Raw genomic sequence first — 26,614 nt, forward strand, 5'->3', positions numbered from 1 at the left:
CTATCACTTACTCATGAGTACGCCCACCGGCACCGAGCCCGCAACCCCCGAGGCCGGGGGCAGCCTGTCCCGCGCCGGAGACCTCTTCCAGCTCCTGCGCGACGGCAGGGCCCGGACCCGCGCGGAACTGGCCCTGACCACCGGGCTCGCCCGGTCCACTGTCGCTTCCCGCATCGACGCGCTGATGGTCTCCGGGCTCGTCGGCCCCGCCGGGGAGGCGAGCTCCAGCGGCGGCCGCCCGCCGTCGCGCTTTGCCTTCAACCCGGCGGCCCGCGTCGTCCTGGCGGTGGATGTCGGGGCCACCCACGTGATCATCGCCGTCACGGACCTCGGCGGGACGGTGCTCGCGGAGCGCCGGCTGGCGCAGGATGTCGCCGACGGCCCGGTGGTTGTCCTGGACCGGGTGATCGAGGAAGGGCTGCAGCTGCTCGGCGGGGCCGGCCGGGGAATTGGGGACCTGGCCGGCGCCGGCATCGGGCTCCCGGGGCCCGTGGAACACGCCACCGGCATGCCGGTGAAGCCGCCAATCATGCCCGGCTGGGACGGGTTCGACGTCGTCCGCCACATCCAGCGGTCCCTTCCGGTGCCGGTCCTGGTGGACAACGACGTGAACATCATGGCGCTGGGGGAGCGCACGGCGCACTGGCCTGACGACGAAAACTTCCTGTTCATCAAGGTGGCCACCGGCGTCGGGGCGGGCATCATCAGCAGCGGCCAGCTCCAGCGCGGAGCCAACGGGACGGCCGGCGACCTCGGACACGTCCGGGTTCCGCGTGGCGATGACGTGCTGTGCCGGTGCGGGAACTACGGGTGCCTCGAAGCCCTGGCGTCCGGGCCCGCTGTCGCCAAGGCGCTGACGCGGCAGGGCCTGCCGGCGTACGACGGCGGCGATGTGTTGCGCCTGGTCGCCGAAGGGAACCTGCAGGCCATCCAGGCGCTGCGGCAGGCCGGCAGGGACCTCGGCGACGTCCTCTCCATGGTCGTGAACCTGCTGAACCCCTCGGTGATTGTGATCGGCGGAAGCCTCGGCCAGGCCGGGGAGCATCTGATGGCCGGCGTCCGCGAGGTGGTCTACCGGCGCTCGCTGCCGCTGGCCACGGCGCACCTGCGGATCGGCGTGTCCCGGGCCGGTGACCAGGCCGCGATCCTCGGCGCCAGCCAGATGGTCACGCAGCATGTGCTCTCACCCGCGGTCATTGAGGCGACCCTGCAGGCCACGGGCTAGGGGTGTCCCGGAAAGCGGCGCGCCCGGCAGGGGTGTCCCGGAAAGCGTCACATTCCGAAGGCGCGGCCGGGGCCCGTGATAGCAATGGGACTGATGAAATCATATTTCTGCCCGGCCGCCGGGCTACGGGCCGCCCCATGAGCAGCGTGGCCCGGGCGCCGCGCGGCTGGCTCCTCATGCTCGCGATCGGGCTGATCGCGCTGAACATGCGCGGCCCGTTGGTGGCGGTGGCGCCGGTGATCGCCCAACTGGAGGACGATCTCGGGTTCACCCCGGTGGAATTGGGATTCCTGACCGGCATCCCGGTCCTGTGCTTTGCCCTGGCCGCGCCCCTGGCCTCGCTGGCCGGGCGCAAGCTGGGGCCCGAATTCGCCATCACCCTGACCCTGCTCGGGGTGCTCTTCGGCGTCGTGGTCCGCTCGGCCGGCGGGGGTGCCCTGGTCATGCTGGGCACGGTGATCCTCGGCGTCGCCATTACGATCGGCAACATCGTGGTCCCGCTGATCATCCGCCGTGACTTCACCCCCGCCCGGCAAGGCGCGGCGATGGGCACCTACACCGCGGCACTGAACATCGGCTCGTTCCTGACCTCCATGGTGTCGGCGCCGCTGGCTGAACTCCTGGGCTGGCGGCCCGCGATTGCCGCCAGTGGCCTGTTCGCGGTGGCGGCCGCCGCCGTGTGGGTGATCGCGGTTGGCCGGCGGGCCTTCACTCCGGCCGCCGTCGCCGCGGCGGACCCGCGGCGGCCCGGCAAGCTCACCTCCCGGTGGACCACGGCAGCGCTGACCTTCGGGTTCGCCGGGCAGGCGTTCTCCTACTACGGAGTGACCGCCTGGCTGCCGAGCCTGCTCTCGGACGAACTCGGCATGGCGCCCGCAGCCGCCGGGGCAGGGTCCTCGCTCTTCCAGATCCTGGCCATCGTGGGCGGACTGGGCGTGCCGCTGGCGGCCCGGTTCGCCAGTACGACGGCGGTGGGCCTCGCCCTGGGGCTGCTGTGGCTCACCGTACCCGTGGGCCTGCTGCTCGCACCGGAGCTGTGGTGGCTGTGGTGTTCCTTCGGCGGTGTGGCCCAGGGCGGCGGCATCACGCTGATCTTCCTGGCCATTATCCGGCTGGCGCGGGACCAGACCTCGGCGGCCCGGATGTCCGCCGTCGTCCAGGGGACGGGATACTCCTTCGGGGCAGTGGCGCCGACCCTGCTGGGCTACGTCCACGGGACCACCGGCGCCTGGACCGGACCGCTGCTGATGATCCTGGGCTCGGTGGCCGCGTTCATCCTGGGCACCTCGCTGTCACTGCGGCGGGTGCCGAAGCCCCACTGATTCGCTGTCGCGCGCCGGGGTGATGTCAATCGAGACGACAGGTAAGGCCCATGTTCGCGGGGAACATGGGCCTTACCTGTCGTCTCGACGCCGTTGTCGAGCACGGGGGGATTTTCCGTTGCTGGACTGCCACCCGGATTTCGGGGTGCCTGTTGCGAAGGGCCTGGCAGCCCAGCCAACGGAAATCTGTGCGGACCCGGTTGCCCGGGACGCGGAGTCCTACGCCGGAACCAGTGCGGGGTCCCCGCTGGCGGCGTCGGCGCCGTCGCGCGCTTCATGCAGGAAGCGGTCGTAGGCCGGCAGCGTCAGGAAGGCCGGGAACTCGCTGCTGAGGGTGACTTCCTCGAAGATGTCCCGCGCGTCGGCGAAACGGTCTCCTTCGAAGCGCTCCAGTTTGGCGAATTCCTCGTCCAGCATGTCCTCCACCCACTCCCGGGTGATTACGTCGCCGTGGTCGGTGATGGCCCGGGCGAAGATCCACTGCCACAGCTGCGAGCGGGAGATTTCCGCGGTGGCGGCGTCCTCCATCAGGTTGTGGATGGCCACCGCGCCGTTGCCGCGCAGCCACGACTCGATGTAGCGGATCCCCACTTCGATGTTGTTCCGGATCCCCTGCTCAGTGATGGTTCCGGTGGTCGCGGAGATGTCCAGGAGCGCGCGGTCGTCCGCGGTGACGTCCTCGCGGAGGCGCTCGAGCTGGTTCGGACGCTCGCCGAGGACGGCGTCGAACACCTCGCGGCAGACCGGCACCAGGTCCGGGTGCGCCACCCAGGAACCGTCGAAGCCGTCGTTCGCCTCACGGGTCTTGTCCGCGCGGACCTTCTCGAAGGCGATCGCGTTGGCGTCCGCATCCTTGCGGTTGGGGACGGCGGCGGCCATGCCGCCGATCGCCATGGCGCCACGCTTGTGGCAGGCCCGGACCAGCTGCTCGGTGTAGGCGCGCATGAACGGCTGGGTCATAGTGACCTGGCCGCGGTCCGGGAGCACGAAGCGCGGTCCCCGGGTGCGGAAGTTCTTGATCAGGGAGAAGATGTAGTCCCAGCGGCCGGCGTTCAGGCCCGCGGCGTGGTCCCGGAGTTCGTAGAGGATCTCCTCCATTTCGAACGCCGCGGTGATGGTCTCGATCAGCACGGTCGCGCGGATGGTGCCCTGCGGGATACCCAGCAGGTCCTGCGCCATGATGAAGATGTCGTTCCACAGCCGGGCCTCGAGGTGGCTCTCGATCTTCGGCAGGTAGAAGTACGGACCTTTGCCCTGGGCGATCAGGCGGCGGGCGTTGTGGAAGAAGTACAGGCCAAAATCCACGATCCCGCCGGCAATAGGCGTGCCATCGATGAGCATGTGCTTTTCCGGCAGGTGCCAGCCGCGGGGGCGGACCACGACTGTGGGCAGTTCCCCGGCCGGGCGCAGCTTGTACTCCTTGCCCTCCGGGGAAGTGAAGTCGATCCGGCGCTCCAGCGCATCGGTGAGGTTCAGCTGGCCCTGGATCACGTTGCGCCAGGACGGCGTGGAGGAGTCCTCCATGTCCGCGAGCCACACCTTGGCGCCGGAGTTCAGCGCATTGATCGTCATCTTCTTGTCGACCGGCCCGGTGATTTCCACGCGGCGGTCCTCCAGGCCCGGGGCCGGGGGAGCGACGCGCCAGTTCGGGTCGTTGCGGACGGACTCGGTCTCGCGCAGGAACCGCGGGTCCTGGCCCTTGGAGATCTGCTGGCGGCGTTCCTGCCGTGCCTGCAGCAGCTCCCGACGGGGCCCTGCCGTGGCCTTGTGCAGCTTGGCAACAAACGCCAGCGCGTCCGGCGTGAGGACCTCGCTCTGCCGGCAAATCGGCTGCGCGGTCAACGTGATCCCGTTGATAGTGAAGTTGTCAGTGAAGCTGTTCATCTCAATCTCTCCTTGGAGAAGCAAAAGTTCGACGGCGGGTGGTGACGTGCGCTGAAGACGGCGGGCCGGATGCTCCGGAAGCGTGCGTAAAAGGGGTCCCATTGCCGCCCCGCCGAGGTGGGCAATGGCGAAGGCGGCAATGGGGAATAGCACGCGGAGGAGCGTTCGGTCCGCTGGCGGAACTGCCGCCGTCGTGAGTTCTAGTGGAACTGGCCTTCTTCGGTGGATCCCACCAGGGCCAGGGTGGATGCGTTCGGGTTGAGCGCGGTGGCGATGTCGTCGAAGTAGCCGGTGCCGACTTCGCGCTGGTGCTTGGTGGCGGTGTAGCCGCGGGACTCGGAGGCGAATTCCTTCTCCTGCAGCTCGACGTACGCGCTCATGCCTTCCCGGGCGTAGCCGTGGGCGAGGTCGAACATCGAGTAGTTCAGGGCGTGGAAGCCGGCCAGGGTGATGAACTGGAAGGTGAAGCCCATGGCGCCGAGTTCGCGCTGGAACTTCGCGATCGTGGCGTCATCGAGGTGCTTGCGCCAGTTGAACGACGGCGAGCAGTTGTAGGAGAGCATCTGGTCCGGGAACTCGGCCTTGACGGATTCCGCGAATTTGCGGGCCAGCTCCAGGTCCGGGGTGCCCGTCTCCATCCAGATGAGGTCGGAGTGCGGGGCGTAGGCCTTGGCGCGGGCGATGCAGGGTTCGATCCCGTTGCGGACCTTGTAGAAGCCCTCCGGGGTGCGGACCGGCTGGCCGCCTTCGCGGAGGATGAATTCCTGGTCACGCTCGTCGACGTCGGAGGTGATCAGGGTGGCCGCCTCGGCGTCGGTGCGGGCGATGATGACCGACGGGGTACCGGCGACGTCGGCGGCGAGCCGGGCCGCGTTCAGCGTCCGAACGTGCTGCTGGGTGGGGATCAGGACCTTGCCGCCGAGGTGGCCGCACTTTTTTTCCGAGGCGAGCTGGTCTTCCCAGTGCACGCCCGCGGCGCCGGCCTGGATCATGGACTTCATGAGCTCGTAGGCGTTCAGCGGGCCGCCGAAGCCTGCCTCGGCGTCGGCCACGATCGGGACCATCCAGTCCTCGACGGTCTGGATGCCTTCGGAGAACTCGATCTGGTCCGCGCGGAGCAGGGCGTTGTTGATGCGCCGGACCACCGTGGGAACGGAATTGGCGGGGTAGAGCGACTGGTCCGGGTAGGTGTGGCCGGAGTTGTTGGCGTCCGCGGCGACCTGCCAGCCGGAGAGGTAGATGGCGCGGAGGCCGGCCTTGACCTGCTGCACGGCCTGGTTGCCGGTCAGGGCGCCGAGGGCGTTGGTGTAGCCGCCGGTCTTGTGCTCTTCGGTGAGCTGCTTCCACAGCTTTTCGGAGCCGCGCCGGGCGAGGGTGTGTTCTTCGGAGACGCGGCCGCGGAGGCGGATGACGTCGGAGGCCTTGTAGTCCCGGGTCACACCTTCCCAGCGGGGGTTGGCGGCCCACTCGAGCTCCAGTGCGGCGGCCTGCTGCTCGGGCGTCTGCTGGGTGGGCTCAAATGCTGCAGTCATCTTTGTCTCCTTGGTGGGTCCGGGCCGGTCAGTCTGCGTCTCTGCAGAGCCTGGCTGGTTGTTCCCGGATAGTGAATCTTTCCGTGAGTTCTACTTTTCTGCACTTTCCAAGGGGTTTCTAGACCAAAGCTATGGAAAGAAATGCACTTCTTCGCGTATTCTCAAGAAATGCACTCAACCAGCTGGAACCGCCAAGCCCTTGCGTCGTCCGCGCCCGCAGCGCCGGAGGTGGATGTCATCAGCCTGGGCCGGCGCGTCCGGCATCTGCGCAAGGCGGCAGGGCTCACGCTCGACGACCTGAGTGCCGCCGTCGGGACGGCCCCCAGCCAGCTGAGCCTGATGGAAAACGGCAAACGCGAGCCCAAGCTTGGTCTGCTCCAGCAGCTTGCAGCGGCACTCGGGGTGAGCATCGACGAACTGCTCGGCGCGGAGCCGCCCAACCGGCGTGCGGCGCTGGAGATCGAGCTGGAACGGTACCAGCGCAGCCCCATCTATGAGTCCCTGAATCTGCCCAAGATCCGCATCAGTTCGCGGCTTCCGATGGATGTGCTGGAGTCCATGGTGGGCCTGCAGCATGAGCTTGAACGCCGGCTCAATGAGCAGGTCGCGACGCCGGAGGAGGCCCGCCGCGCGAACGGTGAACTGCGCGCGATGATGCGCGAGAGGAACAACTATTTCCCCGAGTATGAGGCCGAGGCGCAGAAGGTCCTGGCCTCGGTGGGCCACACCAGCGGTCCGCTGTCCCACCACGTCATTTCGGACATCGCCGGGCATCTCGGATTCAGCCTCCACCATGTGGGTGATCTCCCTCATTCCACGCGTTCGGTGACTGATCTTAAGAACCGCCGAATTTATCTCACGCAGAACGCCCGCAGCGATCACGACCCCCGTTCGGTGCTGCTGCAGGCGCTGGGCCATTACGTCCTGGGCCACCAGACGCCGAACAACTACGGCGATTTCCTGATGCAGCGCGTGGCCACGAACTACTTCGCCGCCGCGCTGCTGCTGCCCGAGCAGGCCACCGTGGCATTCCTGCAGGAGGCCAAGCAGGCCAAGGAAATCGCGGTCGAGGACATCCGGGATGCCTTCGCGGTGTCCTACGAGACCGCCGCGCACCGCTTCACCAACCTGGCCACCCAGCACCTGGGCATCCGCACGCACTTCCAGAAGACGCACAAGAGCGGCATCATCTACAAGGCCTACGAGAACGACGGCGTGACGTTCCCGCAGGACCACACCGGCGCCATCGAGGGCCAGTTCTCGTGCCGGAACTGGACGTCCCGGGTGGTGTTCGACGTCCCGGACAAGTTCAGCGCCTACAACCAGTACACCGACACCCCGGCCGGGACGTACTGGTGCACGGCCCGGACGGAACGCTCCGCGAACGGGGAGTTCTCGCTCTCCGTGGGTGTCCCGTATGCGCACGTGAAGTGGTTCCGCGGCCGCGACACCACCGAGCGGTCCAAGTCCACCTGCCCGGACGAAAGCTGCTGCCGCCGCCCGCCGGCATCGCTGACCGCCGAATGGGCCGGGAACGCCTGGCCCTCGGCCCGGGCCCACTCCCACCTGCTGGCGGCCATGCCGCCGGGCGCCTTCCCGGGCGTGGACGAGACCGAGGTCTACTCCTTCCTGCAGGCGCACTCGGGGAGCTGACCCTCCCGCAGCTTCTGCAGGATTTTCCCAGACGCTCCCCCAGGTCCTGCGGTTTTTGGCGGGACGCTCCCTCAGATCCGGCCCGAAGCTCCCCGGCGCTCCCTCAGATCAGGTGAGGGAGCGTTCGGCGATCGGTTGCCAAAGCTGAGGGAGCGTTCCGTGGGGGGCGGCTGGCAGGCGGGCGGACTATATTGGCCTGTGTCAGCTCATCGATCCATCTCGCGGGAGCGTGCGCCCATGGCCAAGGAACTTGCCACCCAGCTCATCGAACAACTCCAGGCTGCCGGTGTGCAGCGGATCTACGGGATTGTGGGGGACAGCCTCAACCCGATTGTCGACGCCGTCCGCAAGACCGGCGGCTCGCAACAGGGCGGTATCGACTGGATCCATGTCCGGCATGAGGAGGCGGCCGCCTTCGCCGCGGCGGCGGAAGCCCAGCTGACCGGCCGGCTCGCGGTGTGCGCCGGCTCCTGCGGGCCCGGCAACCTGCACCTGATCAACGGCCTGTACGACGCCAACCGTTCCGGGGCGCCGGTGCTGGCCATCGCCTCGCACATTCCCAGCAAGCAGATCGGCAGCAGTTTCTTCCAGGAAACCCACCCCGACCGGCTCTTCAATGAGTGCTCGGTCTACTCCGAGCTGATCAGCACCGCGGAGCAGGCGCCCCGCGTCATGCACAGCGCCATCCAGCACGCCGTCGGCCTCAGGGGCGTCGCCGTCGTGACCCTTCCCGGTGACATCGCCGGCCTGGAGGCGACGGCCGAAACGCCGGCCCCGGCGACCTTCCGGCCGGCGACGCTGATGCCGGATCCCGCGAGTGTGCAGGAACTGGCCGACGCCATCAACGCCGCCGGCAAGGTGGCCATCTTTGCCGGTGCCGGCGTCGAGGGCGCGCACGACGAGGTGATTGCGCTCGCCGGGCTGATCGCGGCGCCGATCGGCCACAGCCTCCGCGGCAAAGACTTCATGCAGTACGACAACGCCTATGACATCGGCATGACCGGGCTGCTGGGTTACGGCGCCGCGGCCGAGGGCATCGAGGACGCGGACCTGCTGATCCTGCTGGGCACGGACTTCCCGTACGACCAGTTCCTTCCCGGAACCCGGACGGCGCAGGTGGACCGGGCCGCGCACAAACTGGGGCGGCGGACCGACGTCGACGTCGCAGTGCACGGCGACGTCCTCCCCACCCTTGCCGCCCTCATGCCGTTGGTCACGGCCAAGAAGAGCCGCCGTTTCCTGGATGCGATGCTGAAGAAGCACGACCGGCTCATGAACAAGGCCGTGGGGGCGTATACCCGCAACGTCGGGACGAAACAGCCGATCCACCCGGAATATGCTGCCTCGCTGCTGGACCAGGTGGCGGCGAGGGACGCGATTTTCACGGCGGACACCGGCATGTGCAATGTCTGGACCGCCCGGTACATCAACCCGCTGGGCACCCGCCGGCTGATCGGCTCGTACCTGCACGGGTCCATGGCCAACGCGCTGCCGCACGCGATCGGCGCCCAGCTGGCCTACCCCGGCCGGCAGGTGGTTTCGGTCTCCGGCGACGGCGGCCTGTCGATGCTGCTGGGCGAGCTCATTACGGTCGCCGCGCACCGGCTGCCCGTGAACGTGGTGGTCTTCAACAACTCCACCCTGGGCATGGTGAAACTTGAAATGCTGGTGGACGGGCTCCCGGACTTCGGCGTCGACGTCCCGGACGCCAACTACGCGGACGTTGCGCGGGCCCTGGGCTTCCACGCCGAGCGCGTCACGGATCCGTCCCGCATCGAGGCCGCTTACCGGGAAGCCTTCGCCCACCCCGGCCCGTCGCTGGTGGAGCTCATCACGGACCCCAAGGCGCTGTCCCTCCCGCCGAAGATCAAGGGCGCGCAGGTCCTGGGCTTCGCCACGGCGATGTCCAAAGTGGTCCTGAACCGGGGCGCCGGCGAGGCCGTCAGCATGGCACGGAGCAACCTGCGGAACGTCCCGCGGCGCTAGGGGCGGGCCCGGCGAGTTCGCCGGAAGCTGCCCGGCTCGCCGGACATTTCCGGCGAACTGGAGACATTCCGGCGAACTGCGCACCCATCGAGGCGAAGGGGGTGGCCATGAAAGATCACCGCGTGGCGAAAATTGTGGCGGCGGGAACCCTCGCGGTGCTCACGGCTTGTGCGCCCCCGGTACCAGGGCTTGTGAAGGCCGACGGCGTCGAACGGGTGCCGGTGGACCGCGCCGCGTACGCTGCCGAATTTCAGGCATTCCGGGCCTCCGCCCTGACGTTGGGAGCCGCGCTGCTGGCCGACGGCGGTGAAGGGGCCGAAGGGAACGTGGTGTCGTCCCCCGGCAGCCTGCTGATCGCGCTCGCCATGCTGCGGGCAGGGGCGTCCGGGGAGACCGCCGTCGAAATGGACCAGGTGCTGGGGCTCCCGGACGGCAACCGGGATGAGGCCATGAACGCCCTGCTCGATTCGCTGGCTGCGTACGACGGTGATCCCGGCTCGGTCGACGAAAAGGATCCGCCCCGGAAGCCGGTCATGCATGCGGCCAACGGTCTGTTTGTGGACAAGGACGTACCAACCGGAAGGAACTACCTGGAAACCCTTGCCCGGCACTACGGCACCGGGGTGTACCCCGTGGACTTCCGGGATGAGGCCGCCACGGGGCCGGCCCTGGATGCCTGGGTGGACAAGAACACGGGCGGCCGGATCAAGAACGCACCCGCGGAGTACGATCGCGACAACACGTTCAGCCTCCTCAATGCCCTGTACTTCGCCGCGGCATGGCAGTCGCCTTTCGACCCGAACGACACCTCGGACAGCCCCTTCACCAAGTCCGGTGGCGAGGAAATCAGCGTGCCGACCATGTACAACTCGCTGCAGCTGGCCTATGCGGAGGGCCCTGGCTGGCGGGCGGTCGAGCTGCCGTACGCAGAAGGTTTTGCCATGCGGCTGGTGCTGCCCGGTCCTGGCGTTGGGCCGGAGAGCCTCACAGCGGCCAAGCTGACGGCAATTGCGGCGGCCCTGGACACGGCCCCGGAGGTCTCCGCACTGATCTCCCTGCCCAAGTGGGACCACAAGAGCACCTTCGACCTGCGGAAGGTATTTGAAGCGCTGGGGCTGGCCAGGACCCTGGTCACCACCGAAGACTTCGACGCCAGCCAGCCGAAGCTGACGCTCACGCAGGCCGCCCAGGCCGCCAACATCACCGTTGCCGAGAAGGGAACGGTGGCCGCCGCCGTGACGCAGATCAACGGCGCCGTGACCGGTGTGCCGCCCCTCCCGGACCAAACCATCGACTTCGACCGGCCGTTCCTCTACCAGGTCGTGCACACCGAAACCGGGCTCCCGATCTTCATGGGGAAGGTCGCGGACCCGCGCTGAGGGGCGGCCTACCGGGACCCACATCGCCGGAAGCCCTCCAGTTCGCCGCAAACTTCCGGCGAACTGGAGGGACTCCGGCGAACTCGGCGGCTTAGGGCGTCCCGCTCCGGCGCTCTTGTGCCAGGGCCGCCGCCACTTTTCCAATCAGCTCGTACGGGACAGGCTTCCGCAACGGGAACTTCAGGGTGCCCTTCGCTGCGCGGTAGGGGGCGAGTTCCGTGCTCAGCGATTCGTTGCCGTCGGGCACGGGGTAGACGGAGATGTGGTGCGCCCAGCCCGCGAAATATACGACGTATCTGCCCCCGAGCGTGATCGTCGGGATGCCGTAACTGATCATCTCCCCTGATCCGGGTACCGCCGCATGGCAGCATCGCCGGATCTCCTGCAGCGCCTCCTGCACGTCAGCAGGAAACGAGGCGATGTATTCCTCCACGGACTCAAAGTGCTGTGCCATTGCCGTTCCCTCCAACGATCCCAGCAACGAGTTAGCGCGGGCCGCCCTGCCACAAGGCATCGAACGGCGCGCCCGAGGCCACACGGTTCCGGATGCCGGCGGTCACAAACGCCTTCGCCGTCCGGGCGGCGGCCAGCGGCGTCGCACCCTTGGCGAGCTCGGCCGTCACCGCCGCGGCCAAAGAGCACCCGGCGCCGGAGACTGCCACCTCGCCCACCTTCGGGGCGGACAGGACTTCCAGGGTTTCGCCGTCGTAGTAGACGTCGACGGCGTCGGGGCCTTCGAGCCGCACGCCGCCCTTGGCGAGCACCGCGGCGCCGCTGAGCTCATGGATGCGGACCGCGGCGGCCTTGAGGGACTCGACGTCGGTAATCTCCAGCCCGGAGAGCGACTCGGCCTCGAAATGGTTGGGCGTGACGAAGGTGGCCAGCGGCAGGATGTGGGACTTGAGCGCCTGGTCGGTGTCCAGGGCGTGGCCCGGCTCCTGGCCCTTGCAGATCAGCACCGGATCCAGCACCACGTTGGCGAACTGCCCGGCCGCCAGCGCCGCGGCCACGGTCGAAATCGTCGCCGGGCTGCCCAGCATGCCGATCTTGACGGTGTCCAGCACGGCCGGTGCGCCGGACGCGGCACCGTAGGCCGCCGTCGTGGCTTCCAGCTGGTCCGCGATGACCTGCTGGTCCACCGGGACAAAGCGGTGGTTCCAGTTGTCCTTGGGGTCGAAGGACACGATGCAGGTCAGGTTCGCGATCCCGAAGACGCCGAGTTCCTGGAACGTCTTCAGGTCAGCCTGCGCGCCGGCGCCGCCGGTCGCTTCGGAGCCTGCGATGGTCAGCGCGACGGCGGGGGAGGAGGCGGGCTCGGTAGCTGTATCGGAAGCAGCAGCGCCATCCGCCAGGGCGGTGGAATCGAATGCGGTAGAAGTCATGGTCCCATCCTGCCATCCCGCCAAAACCGCGCGCATTGTGCTCATGAACAAGCGTTCCATGAACAGTATGAACAAAACCTGAGTGTTCCGGATCACGCGGACTAGGGTGGCGGACGGTGTTGCTTACAGGCGGCGCCGGATCCAGGAAGGTTCATTGATGAGCACCCAACTGACCGAAGCGGCCCAGACCCGGAAAGCCGTCGGCAACATCCTCAAAGGCTCGGCCGGCAACCTTGTTGAGTGGTACGACCTCTACGTCTACACCGTGTTCGCGGCCTACTTCCAGGCGCACTTCTTCAACTCCAAGGACGAGCTCCAGGCCGGTCTCGAGGCGATGGCCGTCTTCTCGACGTCGTTCCTGATGCGCCCGATCGGTGCCTGGTTCTTTGGCCGGTACGCCGACCGCAAGGGCCGCAAAGCCGCGTTGACACTGAGCGTGACCATGATGTCCGCGGGCTCTTTCGCGATTGCGGTGCTGCCCACCCAGGACGTGATCGGCCTGTGGGCCCTGATCCTGCTGGTCCTCATCCGCGTGATCCAGGGCTTCTCCGTGGGCGGTGAGTACGGCACCAGCGCCACGTACATGTCCGAGGCTGCCACGTCCAAGCGCCGCGGCTTCTTCTCCAGCTTCCAGTACGTCACGCTGATCGGCGGACAGATGCTGGCACTGCTGGTCCTTGTGGTCTTGCAGAACGCCATGCCCAAGGCTGAGCTGACCGAGTGGGGCTGGCGCATCCCGTTCGCGGTGGGCGGCGTGGCCGCGCTGGTGGTCCTCTGGCTGCGGCGCTCCATGGAGGAAACCGTCTCGGCCGAACAGCTCGAGGCCGCAAAGGCCCCTGCCGGGGGAGGCCAGGCGCAGCCCGGGACCATGAAGCTGCTGTTCACCAGCTACTGGAAACCGCTCATGATCTGCATCGGAATCACCCTTGGCGGCACGGTGGCGTTCTACACGTACACCAACTTCATCCTGAAGTTCATGAACGATACCTCCGGCATCGCCAAGACGGACACGTCGGTCATCAACTTCTGGGCACTGTTCATCTTCATGCTGCTCCAGCCGGTCTACGGCATCATCTCGGACAAGGTCGGCCGCAAACCGCTGCTGCTGTGGTTCGGCATCACCGGCGTCCTGTTCACCTGGCCGCTCCTGTCCGCGCTCGCCGGGACCAAGGATCCGATCACCGCGTTCCTGCTGATGATGGGCGGTCTGCTGATCGTGGGCGGCTACACCTCCATCAACGCCCTGGTGAAGGCCGAGCTCTTCCCCGCGTCCATCCGCGCCCTCGGGGTGGGCCTGGGCTACGCGATCGCCAACTCTCTCTTCGGCGGCACCGTCCCGCTCATCGGCGCTGCTCTGCAGAAGACCGGGCAGGAAGAGCTGTTCTTCACCTACGTCACCGTGGCCATCGGCATCTCCCTGCTGGTGTACATCTTCGCCTTGAAGAACAAGAAGTCCACGCACCTGGACCACGAACAGGGCCACGCCTGGGCGGCCGCTGGTCCGGACGCGGCTGCGGGGACGGCTGCTGGTGGTCCGGGCGCGGCTGCGGGGGCGGCTGCTGGTGGTCCGGGCGACGGCGGCAGGGACGAGGACAAGGACCTCATCGACGCCTCGCGCCGCTAGGGCAGGCCGCAAGCCGTCCTCGAATTCGCCGGAAGCGCACCGGGTCGCCGTATGTTTACGGCGACTTGGCGCGTTTCCGGCGAACTCGCGGCCTAAGGAGCGAATGGACGGCGACAACGACGGCGGCCCGGTCCCACGCTATTGGGCGTTGTCTGCGAACCGCAGCTGCAGGATCGTTGCGGCGGTGCCCGCCACGAACGTTCCCGCGAGCACAACATAGCTGCCTGGCTGGAGCGAGCCGACAGGATCGGCCACCATGCCGATCAGCAGCGGGACGATCGAATAAGGGAACCACTCCGCCCAGCCGGTCTTGCCGAACAGATTGCCCAGGGCCAGCATAACGAGCGAGAAAGCGATGGGGGCCACTTCGCCTCGGCTCCACACTGCGATCCAGGCGACCACAGGCGCGAGCAGGAACGAGATCGTCGCAGCGAGGAGCACGTGTGCGATTCCCGTCGCGGCCAACTCTGCCGAGAACTCCGGCAGCCCCAACACCAGTCCGATCGCCATGGCCTCGACGAGGACTATGACGATGAGCGCCATCCACCACACGGCCGCGACCGCCAGCTTGGCGGCGGCGAACCAATGACGGGCCACAGGCAGTGCGAGCATGTTCTTGGCAGTGGCATCACCGTACTCCCGACCAAACAGGTAGGCGACGATGAACGTCAGCAGCAGCATCCCGCCGACACCGAAGACCAGCGTGAGCATGTAGAAGTATTGGAGCCACGTCGCCTCAAGCCCGGCAAGGCTCGCTTTGGTACCCAGAAGCCCCAGCTGGGCCGCCCGCCCCGGTTCGCGCACGATCCACATGAAAAGCGCAATACCGAGCGGCATGATCGCGAGCACCGCCAGCGTGGCCCACGTCGCCTTGGCACGGTGGAGCTTCATGAACTCGGTGCCCAGAACCTGACCGAACATCAAACCGCGCCGCCCTCGGACGAAGCGCCGCTCCTCCGGCCATCGGCACCGCGCGCATCGCCCGTCCGCGCCAGGAAGTAGCGCTCCAGATCCAGTGTGAGCAGCGCCTGCTCGCGCTCTTCCGGGGTGTAGGCGTCGGTCGCGAACGCGCGCGCCTTCGCGGCGAGTTCGTCGCGCGACGACTCCTCGATGAGACGGCCGTCGTGGACGATACCGATGCGGTCGGCCAGGTGAGCGACCTCGGCGAGGATGTGGCTCGACATGAAGACGGTGGCGCCGCGCCCGTCGGCGAGCGAACGGAGCAGCTCGCGGATCTCGACAATGCCAGCCGGATCAAGGCCGTTGGCGGGCTCGTCGAGCACGAGCAGTTCGGGGGAGTGCAGCAGCGCGCGGGCGAGAGCGAGACGCTGTTTGTTGCCGAGCGAGAGCTGCCCGGCACGCCGATCGGCATAAGGATCCAAGCGCAGCAGCGTGATCGAGTCGGCGACCGACCGCGGCGGCGAACCGGTGAGCCGGCGCTGGATGTCCAGATTCTCGCGCACGGTGAGGTTGGGGTAGGCGGTCGCGGTCTCGACGAGGAAGCCAACGCGGGCGAACACAGCGGTCTCGCCAGGGATGATGCGCTGGCCCAGGACGGTCACCTCCCCGCTGCTCGGCCGGATCAGGCCGAGCATCATGCGGATGGTGGTCGTTTTGCCCGCCCCGTTCCTGCCGAGGAACCCGTAGATCTCGCCCCGGCGGACGTCAAGGTTGAGCGAGTCGACGGCGGTGACGTCGCGGTACCGCTTGACGAGGGCGCGCGTGGAAACCGCGGAGTCAGGCATGGGGCTCCTCCATGGCCCCATCCTGCCACCATGCCCGGAGCGTTCACAGGGTGAAGCTGCGGCTGCATCAGGCTCCCGCACCTTCGGGTGCGAGAATGGAGGCGGTTCCGGCTGCTTGTGTTACCGGGGCCGTCCAGTGCTAATACAGCCGGCCGCCCAGCGTGTTCCCCTTGCGGGTGCGGGCCGCCGAGCGAACCACTACGAATGGAATACCCATGACTTCCGCCAAGACCTTCCCGGCGTCAGCCGCACCAAGGTTCGCCTCGATCGGCTCCCCACATTTCGGCATCATGCTCGCTGTCATGGCCGTGGTGCTGATCCTGTCCAACATCGGGGCGTCTAAGGGCGTGGCGATCGGCCCCGTGATCACCGACGGCGGCTTCTTCCTCTTCCCGCTGGCGTACATCCTGGGCGATGTCATCAGCGAGGTCTATGGCTTCAAAGTGGCGCGCAAGGCCATCATCACCAGCTTTGCGCTGTCCGTCTTCGCGTCGGTCTGCTACTGGGTCATCATCGCCCTTCCGGGGTTCGACGACGAATACGGTTCCTCCAAGCAGGCAGCCTTGGAAGGCGCACTGGGACCGGTCCCGCAGATTGTGCTGGCATCGCTGCTGGCCTTCCTCGCCGGCCAGACCATCAACTCCTGGATCCTGGTGAAGATGAAGGCGCGGACCGGGGAAAGGTCCCTGTGGGCGCGCATCATGGGCTCCTCCGTGGCGGGTGAGTTCGTGGACACCCTGATTTTCTGCAGCATCGCCGCATCCGTGATCGGAATTACCGACGCCGCGATGTTCATGAACTACGTCCTAGTGGGCTTCCTCTACAAGACCCTCGTGGAGTTCGCCTTCGTCCCGCTGACCTCGCTCGCCATCGGCTGGGTCAAGAAGCGCGAACCGAGCTACGGCGCCTAGGACTCCGCCGCCGGCCGCCGGTCAGTTGGGAGCCAGCCGGTTCGGAGCCAGCAGCCGCCCAATTCGCCGAAAACCCGCGGTGTCGCCGTAAGTTTCCGACGACGTGGCGGGCTACCGGCGAATTCGAGTCGTTGGGGTGCGGGGTGCGGGGTGCCGCAACGCATTCGACGCTCAGGGGTGCCGGCGGCCGGCCAGCGCACGAAGCAGACGGTGTTTGAATTCCTGCTCGCGAAAGACGTCCTTCCACTCCACACGGACGAACCGCCAGCCATCTTCAACCAAGGCCTTCTCCCGGCGCCGTTCCTCGAAGAGCACCTCGGCCGTGGGACTGTAGTCGAAGTACTTGATTTTGCCGTCGAACTCGAGGGCGACCTTTTCCTCCTTCCATGCAAAGTCCAGGCGATGGCGCCCGGCGCGGCTCGACACTTCCAGCTGCGGCTCAGGTGGCCGGATCCGCAGCCGCAGGATCAGGTCGCGGGTCAGGGTCTCGCCGGGAGATTCGGAGCGCGGATCGGCCGCGGCCAGGACACGGCGGAAAGTCCGAATGCCCCGGCGGCCGTCCAGGTCATCTGCCATGGCCTGCAGGGCGCCCGGGTCCGCGCCGAGTCGAAACGCGTGGTCGGTGAGGATCAACGCCTGCCTGTAGGGCAGCAGCATGGCGCAGTCGGCCGTCGTGCGCTCCAGGGACGTGGTCCGGAGGCCGTTCACCACGGCGACGTCGTGGTCGGCGAAGGGGCGCGTGTGGCAGCGGACGTCCCTGCCGTGACGCTCGTTCGAGGGCCGTACCTTCTGGAGGACATGGATCACGTCATCCACTTCCCACAGGTGGAGGAGGCGGAGGCGTGCTGCGGAAGTGTGGCTGTAGTGGAAGGCTCCTGTCGACGTCGTACGCGTTCCGTGGGCGTGCGCGTAGATGAGCTGCCGGCTCCGGACAGTAGGCGACTGGGCGTTCCAGAGGCTGGCGCGGATGTAGCAGCCGTGCCGGAGCCGGACGAGAGTGCCTGAATCGAGGAGCGAGCGGATGGCGCGCGAGCTGAAGCCGAGATCCAGGAGCTGTTCGGTGCGCCAGAGGTTACCTGTCGGCGGCAGCCCCAGCGCGGGGCTATGCGTCATGCCACCAGCTTCGGCCGATATAGGAGCGGGCAGGAGGCCCCGTCGTCGCTATGTGGAAAACACGAGGCGGCCGCACCTTGGCTACTTTGGGAGACGGCGGCCTTGGACGCCGCTCACTTCGCCGGAACGCGGCGGAGGCGCCGTCAATTTACGGCGAAGTCGGTGGTTTCCCGCGAATTCGGCGGGGCGTCAGCCGGGAACGCGGGCGGTGGTTCCGCGGACGATGAGGTCCGGCTCGATCAGCTGGCGCTCAGGCTCGAGGGCCGGGTCCTGGATCCGTGCCAGCAGGGCGCTTGCGACGCCGGACCCGACAATGTCGCTCCGGTTGTCCACCGAGGTCATGTCCAGATACCGCGACTTGGCCAGCGGGGAGTTGTCGTAGCCGATCACGGAGAGCTCTTCCGGGATGGACAAGCCCCGGGCCTTGGCTGCGGCGAAGGCGCCCAGGGCCATGGTGTCATTGGCGGCGAACAGGGCGGTCGTGTCGGGGTGGTGGTCAAGGACCCAGCAGGCGGCCGCATAGCCGTCCTCCTCAGAGGTGCCGCGGGATTCGCCGGCGATCCGGGCCTCGACGCCGGCCTCCAGGATGCGGCGGCGGAAGCCCTCCCGCCGGTGGGCCGCGGCGCCGCCGGAGCCCGAGAGGTGTCCGATGCGTGTGTGGCCGAGCCCGATCAGGTGCTCCGCCGCCATGCGGCCGCCGTCGTCGTCGTCGTTGGTGATGAGCCCGGCGCCGGCGGGAACGCCGTTCCGCCAGCCGGCGACGACGGCGGGAACCCAAGTGCCGGCCATCATGGACTCGCTCGGCTCGGCGGCGATGACGAGGCCCTCCACATGCATGGACAGCAGGCCGTCCACGGCCTCCGTGATGCGGTTCTCGCCGGGGCGGGAATCGGCGAGGGTGACCTGGTAGCCGTGGGGGGAGAACACGGATTCCATGCCGCGCAGGAGGTCCACGAACCAGGGGTTCCGGAAGTCGTCAATGACCAGCCCGATGCTTTTCGTCTGGCTGCTGGCGAGCGTGGTCGCCGCCCGGCTGGGGCGGTAACCGAGCTCCGACATGGCCGCCCGGACGGCCTCCCGACGCTTCTCGCTGACCTTTGACGGGTTTTGAAGCACGAGCGAGACCAGTGACGGGGAGACGCCGGCGCTCTTGGCGACGTCGTAGATCGTCGGGCGGCGGGTTCTGGGGGTATTCAACGACATCTGCAGGGCCTTTCACGTCTCATCCGAGGATAACCGGTCAACCATTGACAGGACATATGGACATAGCTACGCTTTTGTTCAGCGCCAGATTTTGTAGCGCTCCAATTTCTACCGTCGGGCCGTCGGCCTGACCGAATTTCAAAGGAGAAATCGATGGCTGACAGTTTGGGAGTTGCCGTAATCGGCGCCGGCATGGCAGGAAAAGCGCATGCGGCCGCGTACCGCACGGCGTCGGCGCTCTACAGCCCGGTTCTTCCTCCTATCGGGCTGGTCTCCATCGGCGACGTCAACGCCGAGTTCGGTTCCCTGGCCGCGAAGCGTTTCGGCTACGAACGCCACGACACCTCGTGGCAGGCGATCGCCGAGGCCGATGACATCGACGTCGTGAGCGTCGTGATCGCGAACTCCCTCCACCGCGAAGTCGTGGAGGGCCTGCTGGCCGCCGGCAAGCATGTGCTGTGCGAGAAGCCGCTGAGCGACTCAATCGAGGACGCCCGCGCCATGGCCGAGGCGGCCCGCAGTGCCAGTTCGATTGCCCGCATCGGGTTCACCTTCCGCCGCACGCCGGGCATCGCCTACATCCGGAACCTCATCCGCACCGGCGTGCTGGGAAACGTCCTGCACTTCAGCGGCCGCTACTGGACCGACTACGGGTTCAGCCCGTCGGCGCCCATGAGCTGGCGCTACAAGGGCGGCCCGGGCTCCGGGGCCCTGGCCGACGTCGGCAGCCACCTGACGTACGTCGCTGAGTTCCTCTGCGGCGACATCAAGTCCATCAGCGGCGGACGCCTCAGCACCGTGATCGACAAGCGCCCGCTGCCGCTGGGCGCCGTCATGGGCCACGACCACGCCGCGGTCAGCGACACGTTCGAGCCGGTCGAGAACGACGACTACGCGGTGTTTTCCGCCGAATTCGAGAACGGTGCAGGCGGCTTCGAGGTCTCCCGGGTCGCCGCAGGGCACGCGAACAGCCTCATCTTCGAGGTCTTCTGCGAGAACGGCGCCGCCCGGTTCGACCAGCGCCGCCCCGCGGAGATCGAGCTGTTCCTCAACGACGGCCCGGCCAACGAAAACGGCTACCGTCAGGTGATCCTCGGCCCCGGACACCCCTACATCGCCGGCGGGCTGGCCATGGACGCGCCCAGCGTCGGCTTCGGCCAGAACGACGCCTTCGGCTACCAGGCCCGGGCCTTCCTCGAGGAGGTCGCCGGCCTCAGCGGGGCGGACTCCCTGCCCCGCTGCGCCACGTTCGACGAGGGCGTGCGCAACATGGAGCTGCTCGGCGCAGTCACCGAATCCGCCCTCAACAACGGAAAGAAAATCACGCTATGAAACTCGGCGTCTACAACGCAATCCTGCACGACCGGCCCCTTCCCGAGGCCCTCAAGGTCATCGCCAACCTCGGACTGACCGGCATCGAAATCAACACGGGCGGGTTCCTGCCGGCCGTCCACGTCCCCATCATGGACCAGATCCTGGAAAGCGATGCGGCCCGCGATGACTACCTCGCGATTTTCGAGGGCACCGGCGTCTCGATTGCCGGCCTGAACTGCAATGGCAACCCGCTGCACCCCAAACGTGAGATCGGCGGGAAGCATGCCGAGGACATCCGCCGCTCCATCCGGCTGGCGCAGCGGCTGGGACAGGACCGTGTGGTGACCATGTCCGGCCTGCCCGGCGGCGAACCCGGGGCCACCACGGTCAACTGGGTGGTCAACGCCTGGAACTCGGCGGCCCTGGACGTGCTCGACTACCAATGGGGCATCGCGGCCGACTTCTGGAAGGAAACTGACCGCCTGGCCGCCGACCATGGCGTGAAGGTGGCCCTCGAGCTGCACCCGCAGAACATCGTGTTCAACACCGCCGATGTCCACAAGCTCATTGAGCTTACAGGCGCGACCCATGTCGGCGTCGAGCTGGACGCCTCGCACCTGTTCTGGCAGCAGATGGATCCGGTCGCGGTGGTCCGCGAACTCGGCCCGCTGGTCTTCCAGGCCGCGGCGAAGGACGTCCGCATCAATACCGCCAACGCAGCGCTCTACGGTGTCCTCGACAACAGCTTCCGGCGACTCTCCCCGGACGAAAACCGCACCAACCTCGGCGGCGACGAGTGGGCCAACGAATGGCCCAAGGACTCCGCCTGGGACTTCGTTGCCCTGGGCCGCGGGCACGACACGGCCTACTGGGCCGAGTTCCTGCGCGCGCTCTACGAGGTGGACCCGGAGATGCTGGTCAACATCGAGCACGAGGACGTCTCCCTGGGCCGGATCGAGGGCCTCCAGGTGGCGGCCAAGGTCCTGCGGGACGCCGACTCGGCACTCGCGGCGTCGCTGCACCTCACCAACTGATGACCTGACGGCCCGGCACCCGAGTTCTGCCGCCGAGTCGCCGGAACACTGCGGGGTCGCCGGAAACTTCCGGCGATCTCGCACGGTTCCGGCGACCTCGACGCCGGGGCGACCTCGACGCCGGGGCCGCACCGACGCCGGGGCCGCACCGACGCCGGGGCGACCTAGGAGTAGTAGTTCGCCAGGGTCTCGGCCTTGAACTCGAAGAAGTTGCCGGCCTCGATGGCGAGCCGGGCGTCGTCGACCATCTTCACCACGAAGCGCTCGTTGTGGATCGAGATCAGGGTGGCCGAGACCATCTCCTTGGCCTTGAACAGATGATGGATGTAGGCCCGCGAATAGTTCAGGCAGGCGTAGCAGTCGCAGCCCTCCTGCAGCGGGCCGAAGTCGCGTTTGTACTTCGCGCCGGAGAGGTTGTACCGGCCGGTGGGGTGGTAGAACGCCGAGTTGCGGGCCACCCGGGTGGGGGAGACGCAGTCGAAAGTGTCCGCGCCGTTTTCAATGGCCGTGAAGATGTCGTCCGGTTCGGAGATGCCCAGCAGGTGCCGCGGCTTGTTCTCCGGCAGCTCCTCGTTGCACCAGCGCACGATCGTGCCGAGGTTCTCTTTCTCCAGCGCCCCGCCGATCCCGAAGCCGTCGAAGTTCATGCCGCCGAGGTCGCGGCAGGCCTTGCGGCGCAGGTCCTCGTACTGGGCGCCCTGGATCACCCCGAACAGGGCCTGGTAGGGCTTGCCGGCGCGCTCGTCCGTGAGCCGGAAGTGCTCGGTGATGCACCGCTCGGCCCAGCGCCGGGTCCGCTCCAGGGACTCCTCCTGGTAGCCGCGGGAGTTCTGCAGCGTGGTGAGCTCGTCGAACGCGAACATGATGTCCGCGCCGATCTGGTGCTGGACGTTCATGGAGATCTCGGGGCTGAAGCGGTGCCGGTCGCCGTTGAGGTGGCTCTTGAACCACACGCCTTCCTCGTCCACGTGGGCCAGGCGTTCTTTGCCGGGTGCGACTGCGTCGTCCGGCCCCGAATGGTCCACCGATTTCATGTCGATGACCTTCTTGAACCCGGAGCCCAGGCTCATCACCTGGAACCCGCCGGAATCGGTGAACGTCGGACCGCGCCAGTTCATGAACGCCCCCAGGCCGCCGGCCTCGTCCAGGATGTCCGCGCCCGGCTGCAGGTACAGGTGGTAGGCGTTGGCCAGCACCGCCTGCGCGCCGAGTTCGGCAATGGATTCCGGCAGCACGGACTTGACCGTGGCCTTGGTGCCGACTGCGATGAACGCCGGGGTTTGGATCTCCCCGTGCGGGGTGGCTATGGTGCCGGTCCGGCCCAGGAACTCACCGCCGTTGGCGGCAACCTGCCCGGCCGACGGCGGGCACGTCTCGCTCAGGCGTTTGCCCACGCGGAAGGAGAACTCGGACTGCCGGGCAGGCGCGGGGGACGAAGACTCGAAGTCAGGATTGGCTGGCACGGTTCAAGTGTGCCAGCTAACGCAGCTCTGGACTCAGTGGACGGGATCCGATGTGGGGTAGTTCTCAGCCCGCCACTTGTCCCAGTAGTCGCGGACCGCCTCCAGCTGGTGGGCCCCGAGGTCGTACGTGGAGACGATTGCGAGGGATCCGCCGTCGGGCCGGACGTCGGCGATGGCGGGCTGGTCCGCCACGATCAGCAGGCCGTCCCCGTGCTCGGCATAGTTGTGGACGGTCAGACCCACCTGGTGGTTGCTGCGGAACCACACTTTGCCGGAGATTTCCTCGCCCGTGGGCAGGGTGAGCGAATACGGGTCCCCCGGCGCCGGGACATCGCTCAGCCCCAGCCTTTCGATCGCGGACCCGCCTGAGCCGGGAACGGAGAAGAAGAAGGTCCGGCGCTTGCCGTGCGGGTGCCGTTCGAGGGCGAAGCGCAACTGGTGGAGGAATGTCAGCCAGCCTTGGGTGATGTCCTCGTCCCAGGCCGCCCACTCGGAATTGTGGTCGATTGCCGCCCGGGTGACGCTGACCTCCGTGCCCGTGGGGACAGGTTTCAAGGTGAAAACGTCGCCGCCGTCGACCACCAGGGAGGTGTGGTCGGCGCCTTCGACCACATTGGGGCCGAAGTAGATTTCGTTGATTTCGGCCTCTTGGTCATCGGCCACCCAGCCGTGCCATTGGGCGATCTTGGCGGGTTCGCGCAGCATGGTCCAAACTTGCTGCGCGTCGGAATTGATCACAACGCTCAGATTGTTCGTCATGGGGTGAATCTACAACTCCGGGCCCGCCACGGGTAGGGCCCAACGCTAGACCTCAGGCGCGGACCGATTCGAGCTCGTTGGCGATCCGGCGTTCCAGCTCAACGGTGCCAATTGTTTCGGAGCCGCCGTGCGCGCGCAGGAACAGGAGCGCCTCGAGCCGCAGCAGGCGCCAGTCGCGTTCCGCATCCTGGTTCGCGTTGTCGATCGAGCGGAAGATTTCCTTGTCGTACAGGTTGGGCTCGTTGAGCGAGCGCTGGCGCACCTTGGCGTTGATCCTGGCCTTGAACGGGTCCGTTTCCATGGCCTCCGGCGCGCGGAGCAGTTTCTCGTAGATCCCGGCGCGCTGGTCCTGACCCAGCTGGCGGCAGATGTAGCTGGAGAGCGCCAGCGATGACTCCACGGAGGCCCAGCGGTCGGGGTTGCCGTCGAACGGCAGGACGTTGAGCAGGTCCGCGACCGCCAGGGCGTTGTCGGGGTCCTTGAGGGTGACGAAGAGCTCGTGCGCGAGGTCGCTGAGATCCTTCAGGCAGCTCCCGGACTTGGTGTTGATGCCCTTGGCGAGCCGTTCACTGAGCAGGAGGACACCGACGGCGCCCGGATGGTCCTCGGCCGCGGCCTCCACGACAGACTCCGGCGTGCCGTCGGGGGCCGGGATGAGTGCCAGGTCCGCTTCGCTGGGTCCGCTCACCGCGGGCGGCGCAACAGGCTGGGGAGGAACGACGACGGCGGCTGCCGCCGTATTGTCGGGCCCGGCAGCGTCGGATTCAGCTGCGTCGGGCCCAGGTGTGTCGGGCCCCTGTGTGTCGGACCCGGCAGCGTCGGGCCCGGGTGCGACCGGCTCAGCCTCTTCCGGCGCAGGGGCGCCGCCATCGGAAGGAGTTGGCGTGCCGGGCGCGCCGCCGTCGGACACGGGGGTGCCGGCCCCGGAGTCGTCCGTGACGCGGACCAGTGATCCCGCCGCGATCCGCAGCACACCGCCGCCGCTGAGGGTCGTCAACACCATGGCGGGAGTCCCAAAATCGTCGGTTTCGACATCCACGCGATGGATCTCGGCGGAGCGGTTTCCGTCGGGCAGAATCAGGTGGTCACCGGCCCGCAGAGATCCAGCCTGCTGTTCACTGTAGTTCCGGGAGGCTGGGGGGTGGGTCATCGGGAGTCCTTAAAGTTCTCTTGCGGTCCGCCCAACAGTCTACAAAATCGGCCGCACGAAGTCGGGGACGCAGGGTAGCCCCCGAGAGTCCCGGCCGGCGCCGGGCCCCAGCGAAGCGGCTAGTTGCCGACTCCCGCGAACGCCAGTGCCTGCCGGATCAGGGCCCCCCGGCCGCCGCTGAATTCGAGCTGCACGTCCGTGCCCATGACCTCCTGCGGGGTCATCCAGGTCAGCTCAAGGGCGTCCTGCCGCGGGGAGCATTCGCCGGTCACAGGAATGATGTACGCGAGGGCAACGGCGTGCTGGCGGTCGTCCGTGAAGCCGGTATGGGACGGGGACGGGAAGTACTCGGCCACGGTGAACGGCACCGGGCTGACCGGAAGCTGCGGGAAGGCGAGGGGGCCCAGGTCCTTCTCCATGTGGCGGAGCAGGGCGGCGCGGATGGTCTCGCGGTAGAGAACGCGGCCGGACACCAGGGACCGGACCATGGTGCCGTCCTCGTCGGCCTGCAGGAGGGTGCCGACCTCGTTCACGAACCCGAGGGGGTCCAGCCGGACCGGAACGGCCTCGACGTAGACCATCGGCAGCCTGCCCCGCGCTTCGAACAGGTCGTCGTCGGAGAGCCAGCCGGGATTCGGGTCAGGGGTGCGCACATTCATGGTTAAGTTCTACCCCATCCCTGACCCGCCGGGCGTCACGCCCAAGCGACGACGAGCCGGGCCGTCTGCGCCGGGACCGCCAGGTCCACGCCTGTCAGATCCTGAAAGCGGCTGATCCGGTTGAGGATGGTGTTGCGGTGGCAGAAGAGCTGCTGCGCTGTCGCCGTAATGCTCCCTGTTTCCAAGTAATGCTGGACGGTTTCTTTCAGCCGCTCCCGTTCGCCGCCGCGGCACCCGGACAGGCCGGTCTCAAGGTCAGCCAGGAGGTCCAGGCCGACGTCGAGCATTTGCTGCTTGGCCAGCCGGGCCCAGGCGGCCTCCGCCGACAGGGGCCCGGAATCGGAAGGCCGCAGCAGGGAGGCGAGGCTTCCGGCCGTGCGGGCGGCCGCGGGCAGCGCCCGCAGCCCGGCGACGCCCGGAACATAACCGCATGGGATGTCGGTCAACGCGGCGGGGACAGAGTGCCGGGCGCCGTCCCGGTATGGCGGGAGCGGCCAGAACGCGTAGGTGTTCCCGCCGAATTCGTGGACGAAGAGCCGGCTGCGTGTCTGTTGCCCGGAGCCCAGGCTGGTCGCGGCCGTTCGGAGACTCACTGCGGCGTCGCCACTGGCCGCCACGAGTCCGAAGCGGGCGGTCGAGTCCACGCCGAGGGCGGCAGCGACCTGGCTGACGGTCTCCGCGGTGGGGCTAGCCTGGTTGAACAGCCGGGCAATGAATTCGCGGCGGATGCTGGACTCCTCCTGGGCCATCCGCACGCGTTCGGTCAGATAGCTCGTGTGGGTCCGCGTGGCGAATTGGTCCACGACGCGCCAGACCCTGTCCACACTGGATGCCAGCAGCGCGGCGTCCTCGGCATCGGCGATCTGCAGCAGGCCTTCCCAGATGATGCTGAAGTCCAGCCGGACGGCCGAGATGAGCGCCTCCGGCGGGATGCCGGCCCGGGCGCGTTTGGCGCCCAGATCGGCAGCAAATTCGAGGAGCGACTCCATGGCCGGACCAAGGGGGGACTGCTGCCGGAGTTCCTGTCCGCGCAGCCCGTCCACCAAACGCCTGAATGTTTCGCGCGCAGTCACTTCGAGATCCCCGGAGCCCACCTGTTTTTCGGCATACTCGGGGATGTCACGGACCCTCGCCGTAAATGTTTCGGCCAGCGTGTCCAGCCGCCCGTGGAGCAGCTCCACCAGTTCGGCCCAGCGCAGGGAATCGCCCGGCGAATGAAAATTGTGCATTCACACATTTTAGGCATGGAAATGCGTGATGCACTGCTAGTTTTTTG

At 67.5% G+C, this 26,614-nt stretch carries 22 protein-coding genes; 9 read left to right on the forward strand and 13 right to left on the reverse strand.

What is annotated here, in order from left to right:
* Positions 1 to 13: 13 nt before the first annotated feature.
* Positions 14 to 1,225 (forward strand): ROK family transcriptional regulator, encoded by a 1,212-nt coding sequence (locus AC1DDH_RS17115; protein ID WP_476955909.1) that lies wholly within the window; start codon positions 14 to 16, stop codon positions 1,223 to 1,225.
* A gap of 137 nt (positions 1,226 to 1,362) precedes the next feature.
* Positions 1,363 to 2,547 carry an MFS transporter gene (locus AC1DDH_RS17120; protein WP_476857830.1) on the forward strand — a complete coding sequence of 395 codons (1,185 nt, stop codon included), beginning with the start codon at positions 1,363 to 1,365 and terminating at the stop codon, positions 2,545 to 2,547.
* Between the two features lie 219 nt (positions 2,548 to 2,766).
* Here the strand turns inward: AC1DDH_RS17120 and aceB are convergent, their stop codons facing one another.
* Both aceB and aceA read right to left on the reverse strand, forming a co-directional pair.
* Positions 2,767 to 4,431, reverse strand: a complete 1,665-nt coding sequence (gene aceB / locus AC1DDH_RS17125) for a malate synthase A (protein WP_476860060.1) — start codon at positions 4,429 to 4,431, stop codon at positions 2,767 to 2,769.
* A 200-nt stretch (positions 4,432 to 4,631) separates the two neighbouring features.
* Positions 4,632 to 5,963, reverse strand: a complete 1,332-nt coding sequence (gene aceA / locus AC1DDH_RS17130) for an isocitrate lyase (RefSeq protein WP_476955910.1) — start codon at positions 5,961 to 5,963, stop codon at positions 4,632 to 4,634.
* Between the two features lie 141 nt (positions 5,964 to 6,104).
* Between aceA and AC1DDH_RS17135 the strand changes: the two genes are divergently transcribed.
* The 3 genes from AC1DDH_RS17135 to AC1DDH_RS17145 all read left to right on the forward strand — a co-directional run bounded on the left by AC1DDH_RS17135 (position 6,105) and on the right by AC1DDH_RS17145 (position 10,981).
* Positions 6,105 to 7,616, forward strand: a complete 1,512-nt coding sequence (locus tag AC1DDH_RS17135) for a helix-turn-helix transcriptional regulator (RefSeq protein WP_028278044.1) — start codon at positions 6,105 to 6,107, stop codon at positions 7,614 to 7,616.
* Positions 7,617 to 7,853: 237 nt separating this feature from the next.
* Positions 7,854 to 9,602 carry a pyruvate dehydrogenase gene (locus tag AC1DDH_RS17140; protein ID WP_223914492.1) on the forward strand — a complete coding sequence of 583 codons (1,749 nt, stop codon included), beginning with the start codon at positions 7,854 to 7,856 and terminating at the stop codon, positions 9,600 to 9,602.
* A gap of 107 nt (positions 9,603 to 9,709) precedes the next feature.
* Complete coding sequence (locus AC1DDH_RS17145; protein WP_476955911.1) at positions 9,710 to 10,981, forward strand: serpin family protein; 1,272 nt, start codon at positions 9,710 to 9,712, stop codon at positions 10,979 to 10,981.
* A gap of 91 nt (positions 10,982 to 11,072) precedes the next feature.
* Here the strand turns inward: AC1DDH_RS17145 and AC1DDH_RS17150 are convergent, their stop codons facing one another.
* A complete protein-coding gene (locus AC1DDH_RS17150; protein WP_476955912.1) occupies positions 11,073 to 11,435 on the reverse strand; it encodes an iron chaperone in 363 nt (120 codons plus the stop codon).
* 31 nt (positions 11,436 to 11,466) lie between these two features.
* Complete coding sequence (locus AC1DDH_RS17155; RefSeq protein WP_476857835.1) at positions 11,467 to 12,363, reverse strand: hydroxymethylpyrimidine/phosphomethylpyrimidine kinase; 897 nt, start codon at positions 12,361 to 12,363, stop codon at positions 11,467 to 11,469.
* 157 nt (positions 12,364 to 12,520) lie between these two features.
* Between AC1DDH_RS17155 and AC1DDH_RS17160 the strand changes: the two genes are divergently transcribed.
* A complete protein-coding gene (locus AC1DDH_RS17160; RefSeq protein ID WP_476955913.1) occupies positions 12,521 to 13,987 on the forward strand; it encodes an MFS transporter in 1,467 nt (488 codons plus the stop codon).
* Positions 13,988 to 14,125: 138 nt separating this feature from the next.
* On the opposite strand, the gene AC1DDH_RS17165 is transcribed toward AC1DDH_RS17160, so the two are convergent.
* Positions 14,126 to 14,908: an ABC transporter permease gene (locus AC1DDH_RS17165; protein ID WP_476955922.1), complete on the reverse strand. Its 783-nt coding sequence runs from the start codon at positions 14,906 to 14,908 to the stop codon at positions 14,126 to 14,128.
* Positions 14,908 to 15,732, reverse strand: a complete 825-nt coding sequence (locus tag AC1DDH_RS17170; protein ID WP_476955914.1) for an ABC transporter ATP-binding protein — start codon at positions 15,730 to 15,732, stop codon at positions 14,908 to 14,910. The genes AC1DDH_RS17165 and AC1DDH_RS17170 overlap by 1 nt, the downstream gene beginning before the upstream one ends.
* A gap of 215 nt (positions 15,733 to 15,947) precedes the next feature.
* Here AC1DDH_RS17170 and AC1DDH_RS17175 point away from each other — a divergent pair, with 215 nt between their 5' ends.
* Entirely contained in the window at positions 15,948 to 16,643 is a 696-nt protein-coding gene (locus AC1DDH_RS17175) for a queuosine precursor transporter (RefSeq protein ID WP_476860065.1), read from the forward strand.
* Positions 16,644 to 16,814: 171 nt separating this feature from the next.
* Here the strand turns inward: AC1DDH_RS17175 and AC1DDH_RS17180 are convergent, their stop codons facing one another.
* Together AC1DDH_RS17180 and AC1DDH_RS17185 are read right to left on the reverse strand one after the other, a co-directional pair.
* On the reverse strand, positions 16,815 to 17,756 hold the full coding sequence (locus tag AC1DDH_RS17180) for a type IV toxin-antitoxin system AbiEi family antitoxin domain-containing protein (RefSeq protein ID WP_476955915.1): 942 nt from the start codon (positions 17,754 to 17,756) through the stop codon (positions 16,815 to 16,817).
* Between the two features lie 189 nt (positions 17,757 to 17,945).
* On the reverse strand, positions 17,946 to 18,959 hold the full coding sequence (locus AC1DDH_RS17185) for a LacI family DNA-binding transcriptional regulator (RefSeq protein WP_476887686.1): 1,014 nt from the start codon (positions 18,957 to 18,959) through the stop codon (positions 17,946 to 17,948).
* 153 nt (positions 18,960 to 19,112) lie between these two features.
* On the opposite strand from AC1DDH_RS17185, the gene AC1DDH_RS17190 reads away from it, so the two are divergent.
* Both AC1DDH_RS17190 and AC1DDH_RS17195 read left to right on the forward strand, forming a co-directional pair.
* Positions 19,113 to 20,291, forward strand: a complete 1,179-nt coding sequence (locus AC1DDH_RS17190; RefSeq protein ID WP_476955916.1) for a Gfo/Idh/MocA family protein — start codon at positions 19,113 to 19,115, stop codon at positions 20,289 to 20,291.
* Positions 20,288 to 21,307 carry a sugar phosphate isomerase/epimerase family protein gene (locus AC1DDH_RS17195; protein ID WP_476955917.1) on the forward strand — a complete coding sequence of 340 codons (1,020 nt, stop codon included), beginning with the start codon at positions 20,288 to 20,290 and terminating at the stop codon, positions 21,305 to 21,307. The genes AC1DDH_RS17190 and AC1DDH_RS17195 overlap by 4 nt, the downstream gene beginning before the upstream one ends.
* Before the next feature lie 164 nt (positions 21,308 to 21,471).
* Here AC1DDH_RS17195 and tgt read toward each other — a convergent pair whose 3' ends face one another.
* The 5 genes from tgt to AC1DDH_RS17220 all read right to left on the reverse strand — a co-directional run bounded on the left by tgt (position 21,472) and on the right by AC1DDH_RS17220 (position 26,567).
* Entirely contained in the window at positions 21,472 to 22,770 is a 1,299-nt protein-coding gene (gene tgt, locus AC1DDH_RS17200; protein WP_476871017.1) for a tRNA guanosine(34) transglycosylase Tgt, read from the reverse strand.
* Between the two features lie 33 nt (positions 22,771 to 22,803).
* Entirely contained in the window at positions 22,804 to 23,529 is a 726-nt protein-coding gene (locus AC1DDH_RS17205) for an SRPBCC family protein (RefSeq protein WP_476857844.1), read from the reverse strand.
* A gap of 52 nt (positions 23,530 to 23,581) precedes the next feature.
* Positions 23,582 to 24,679, reverse strand: coding sequence for a DUF6707 family protein (locus AC1DDH_RS17210; RefSeq protein WP_476955918.1), 1,098 nt, complete (start codon positions 24,677 to 24,679; stop codon positions 23,582 to 23,584).
* A gap of 119 nt (positions 24,680 to 24,798) precedes the next feature.
* Positions 24,799 to 25,338 (reverse strand): NUDIX hydrolase family protein, encoded by a 540-nt coding sequence (locus AC1DDH_RS17215; protein ID WP_079551800.1) that lies wholly within the window; start codon positions 25,336 to 25,338, stop codon positions 24,799 to 24,801.
* Positions 25,339 to 25,373: 35 nt separating this feature from the next.
* Entirely contained in the window at positions 25,374 to 26,567 is a 1,194-nt protein-coding gene (locus AC1DDH_RS17220) for a PucR family transcriptional regulator (protein ID WP_476955919.1), read from the reverse strand.
* Positions 26,568 to 26,614 lie beyond the last annotated feature (47 nt).

This window comes from Arthrobacter sp. 10T425, from assembly GCF_056393985.1.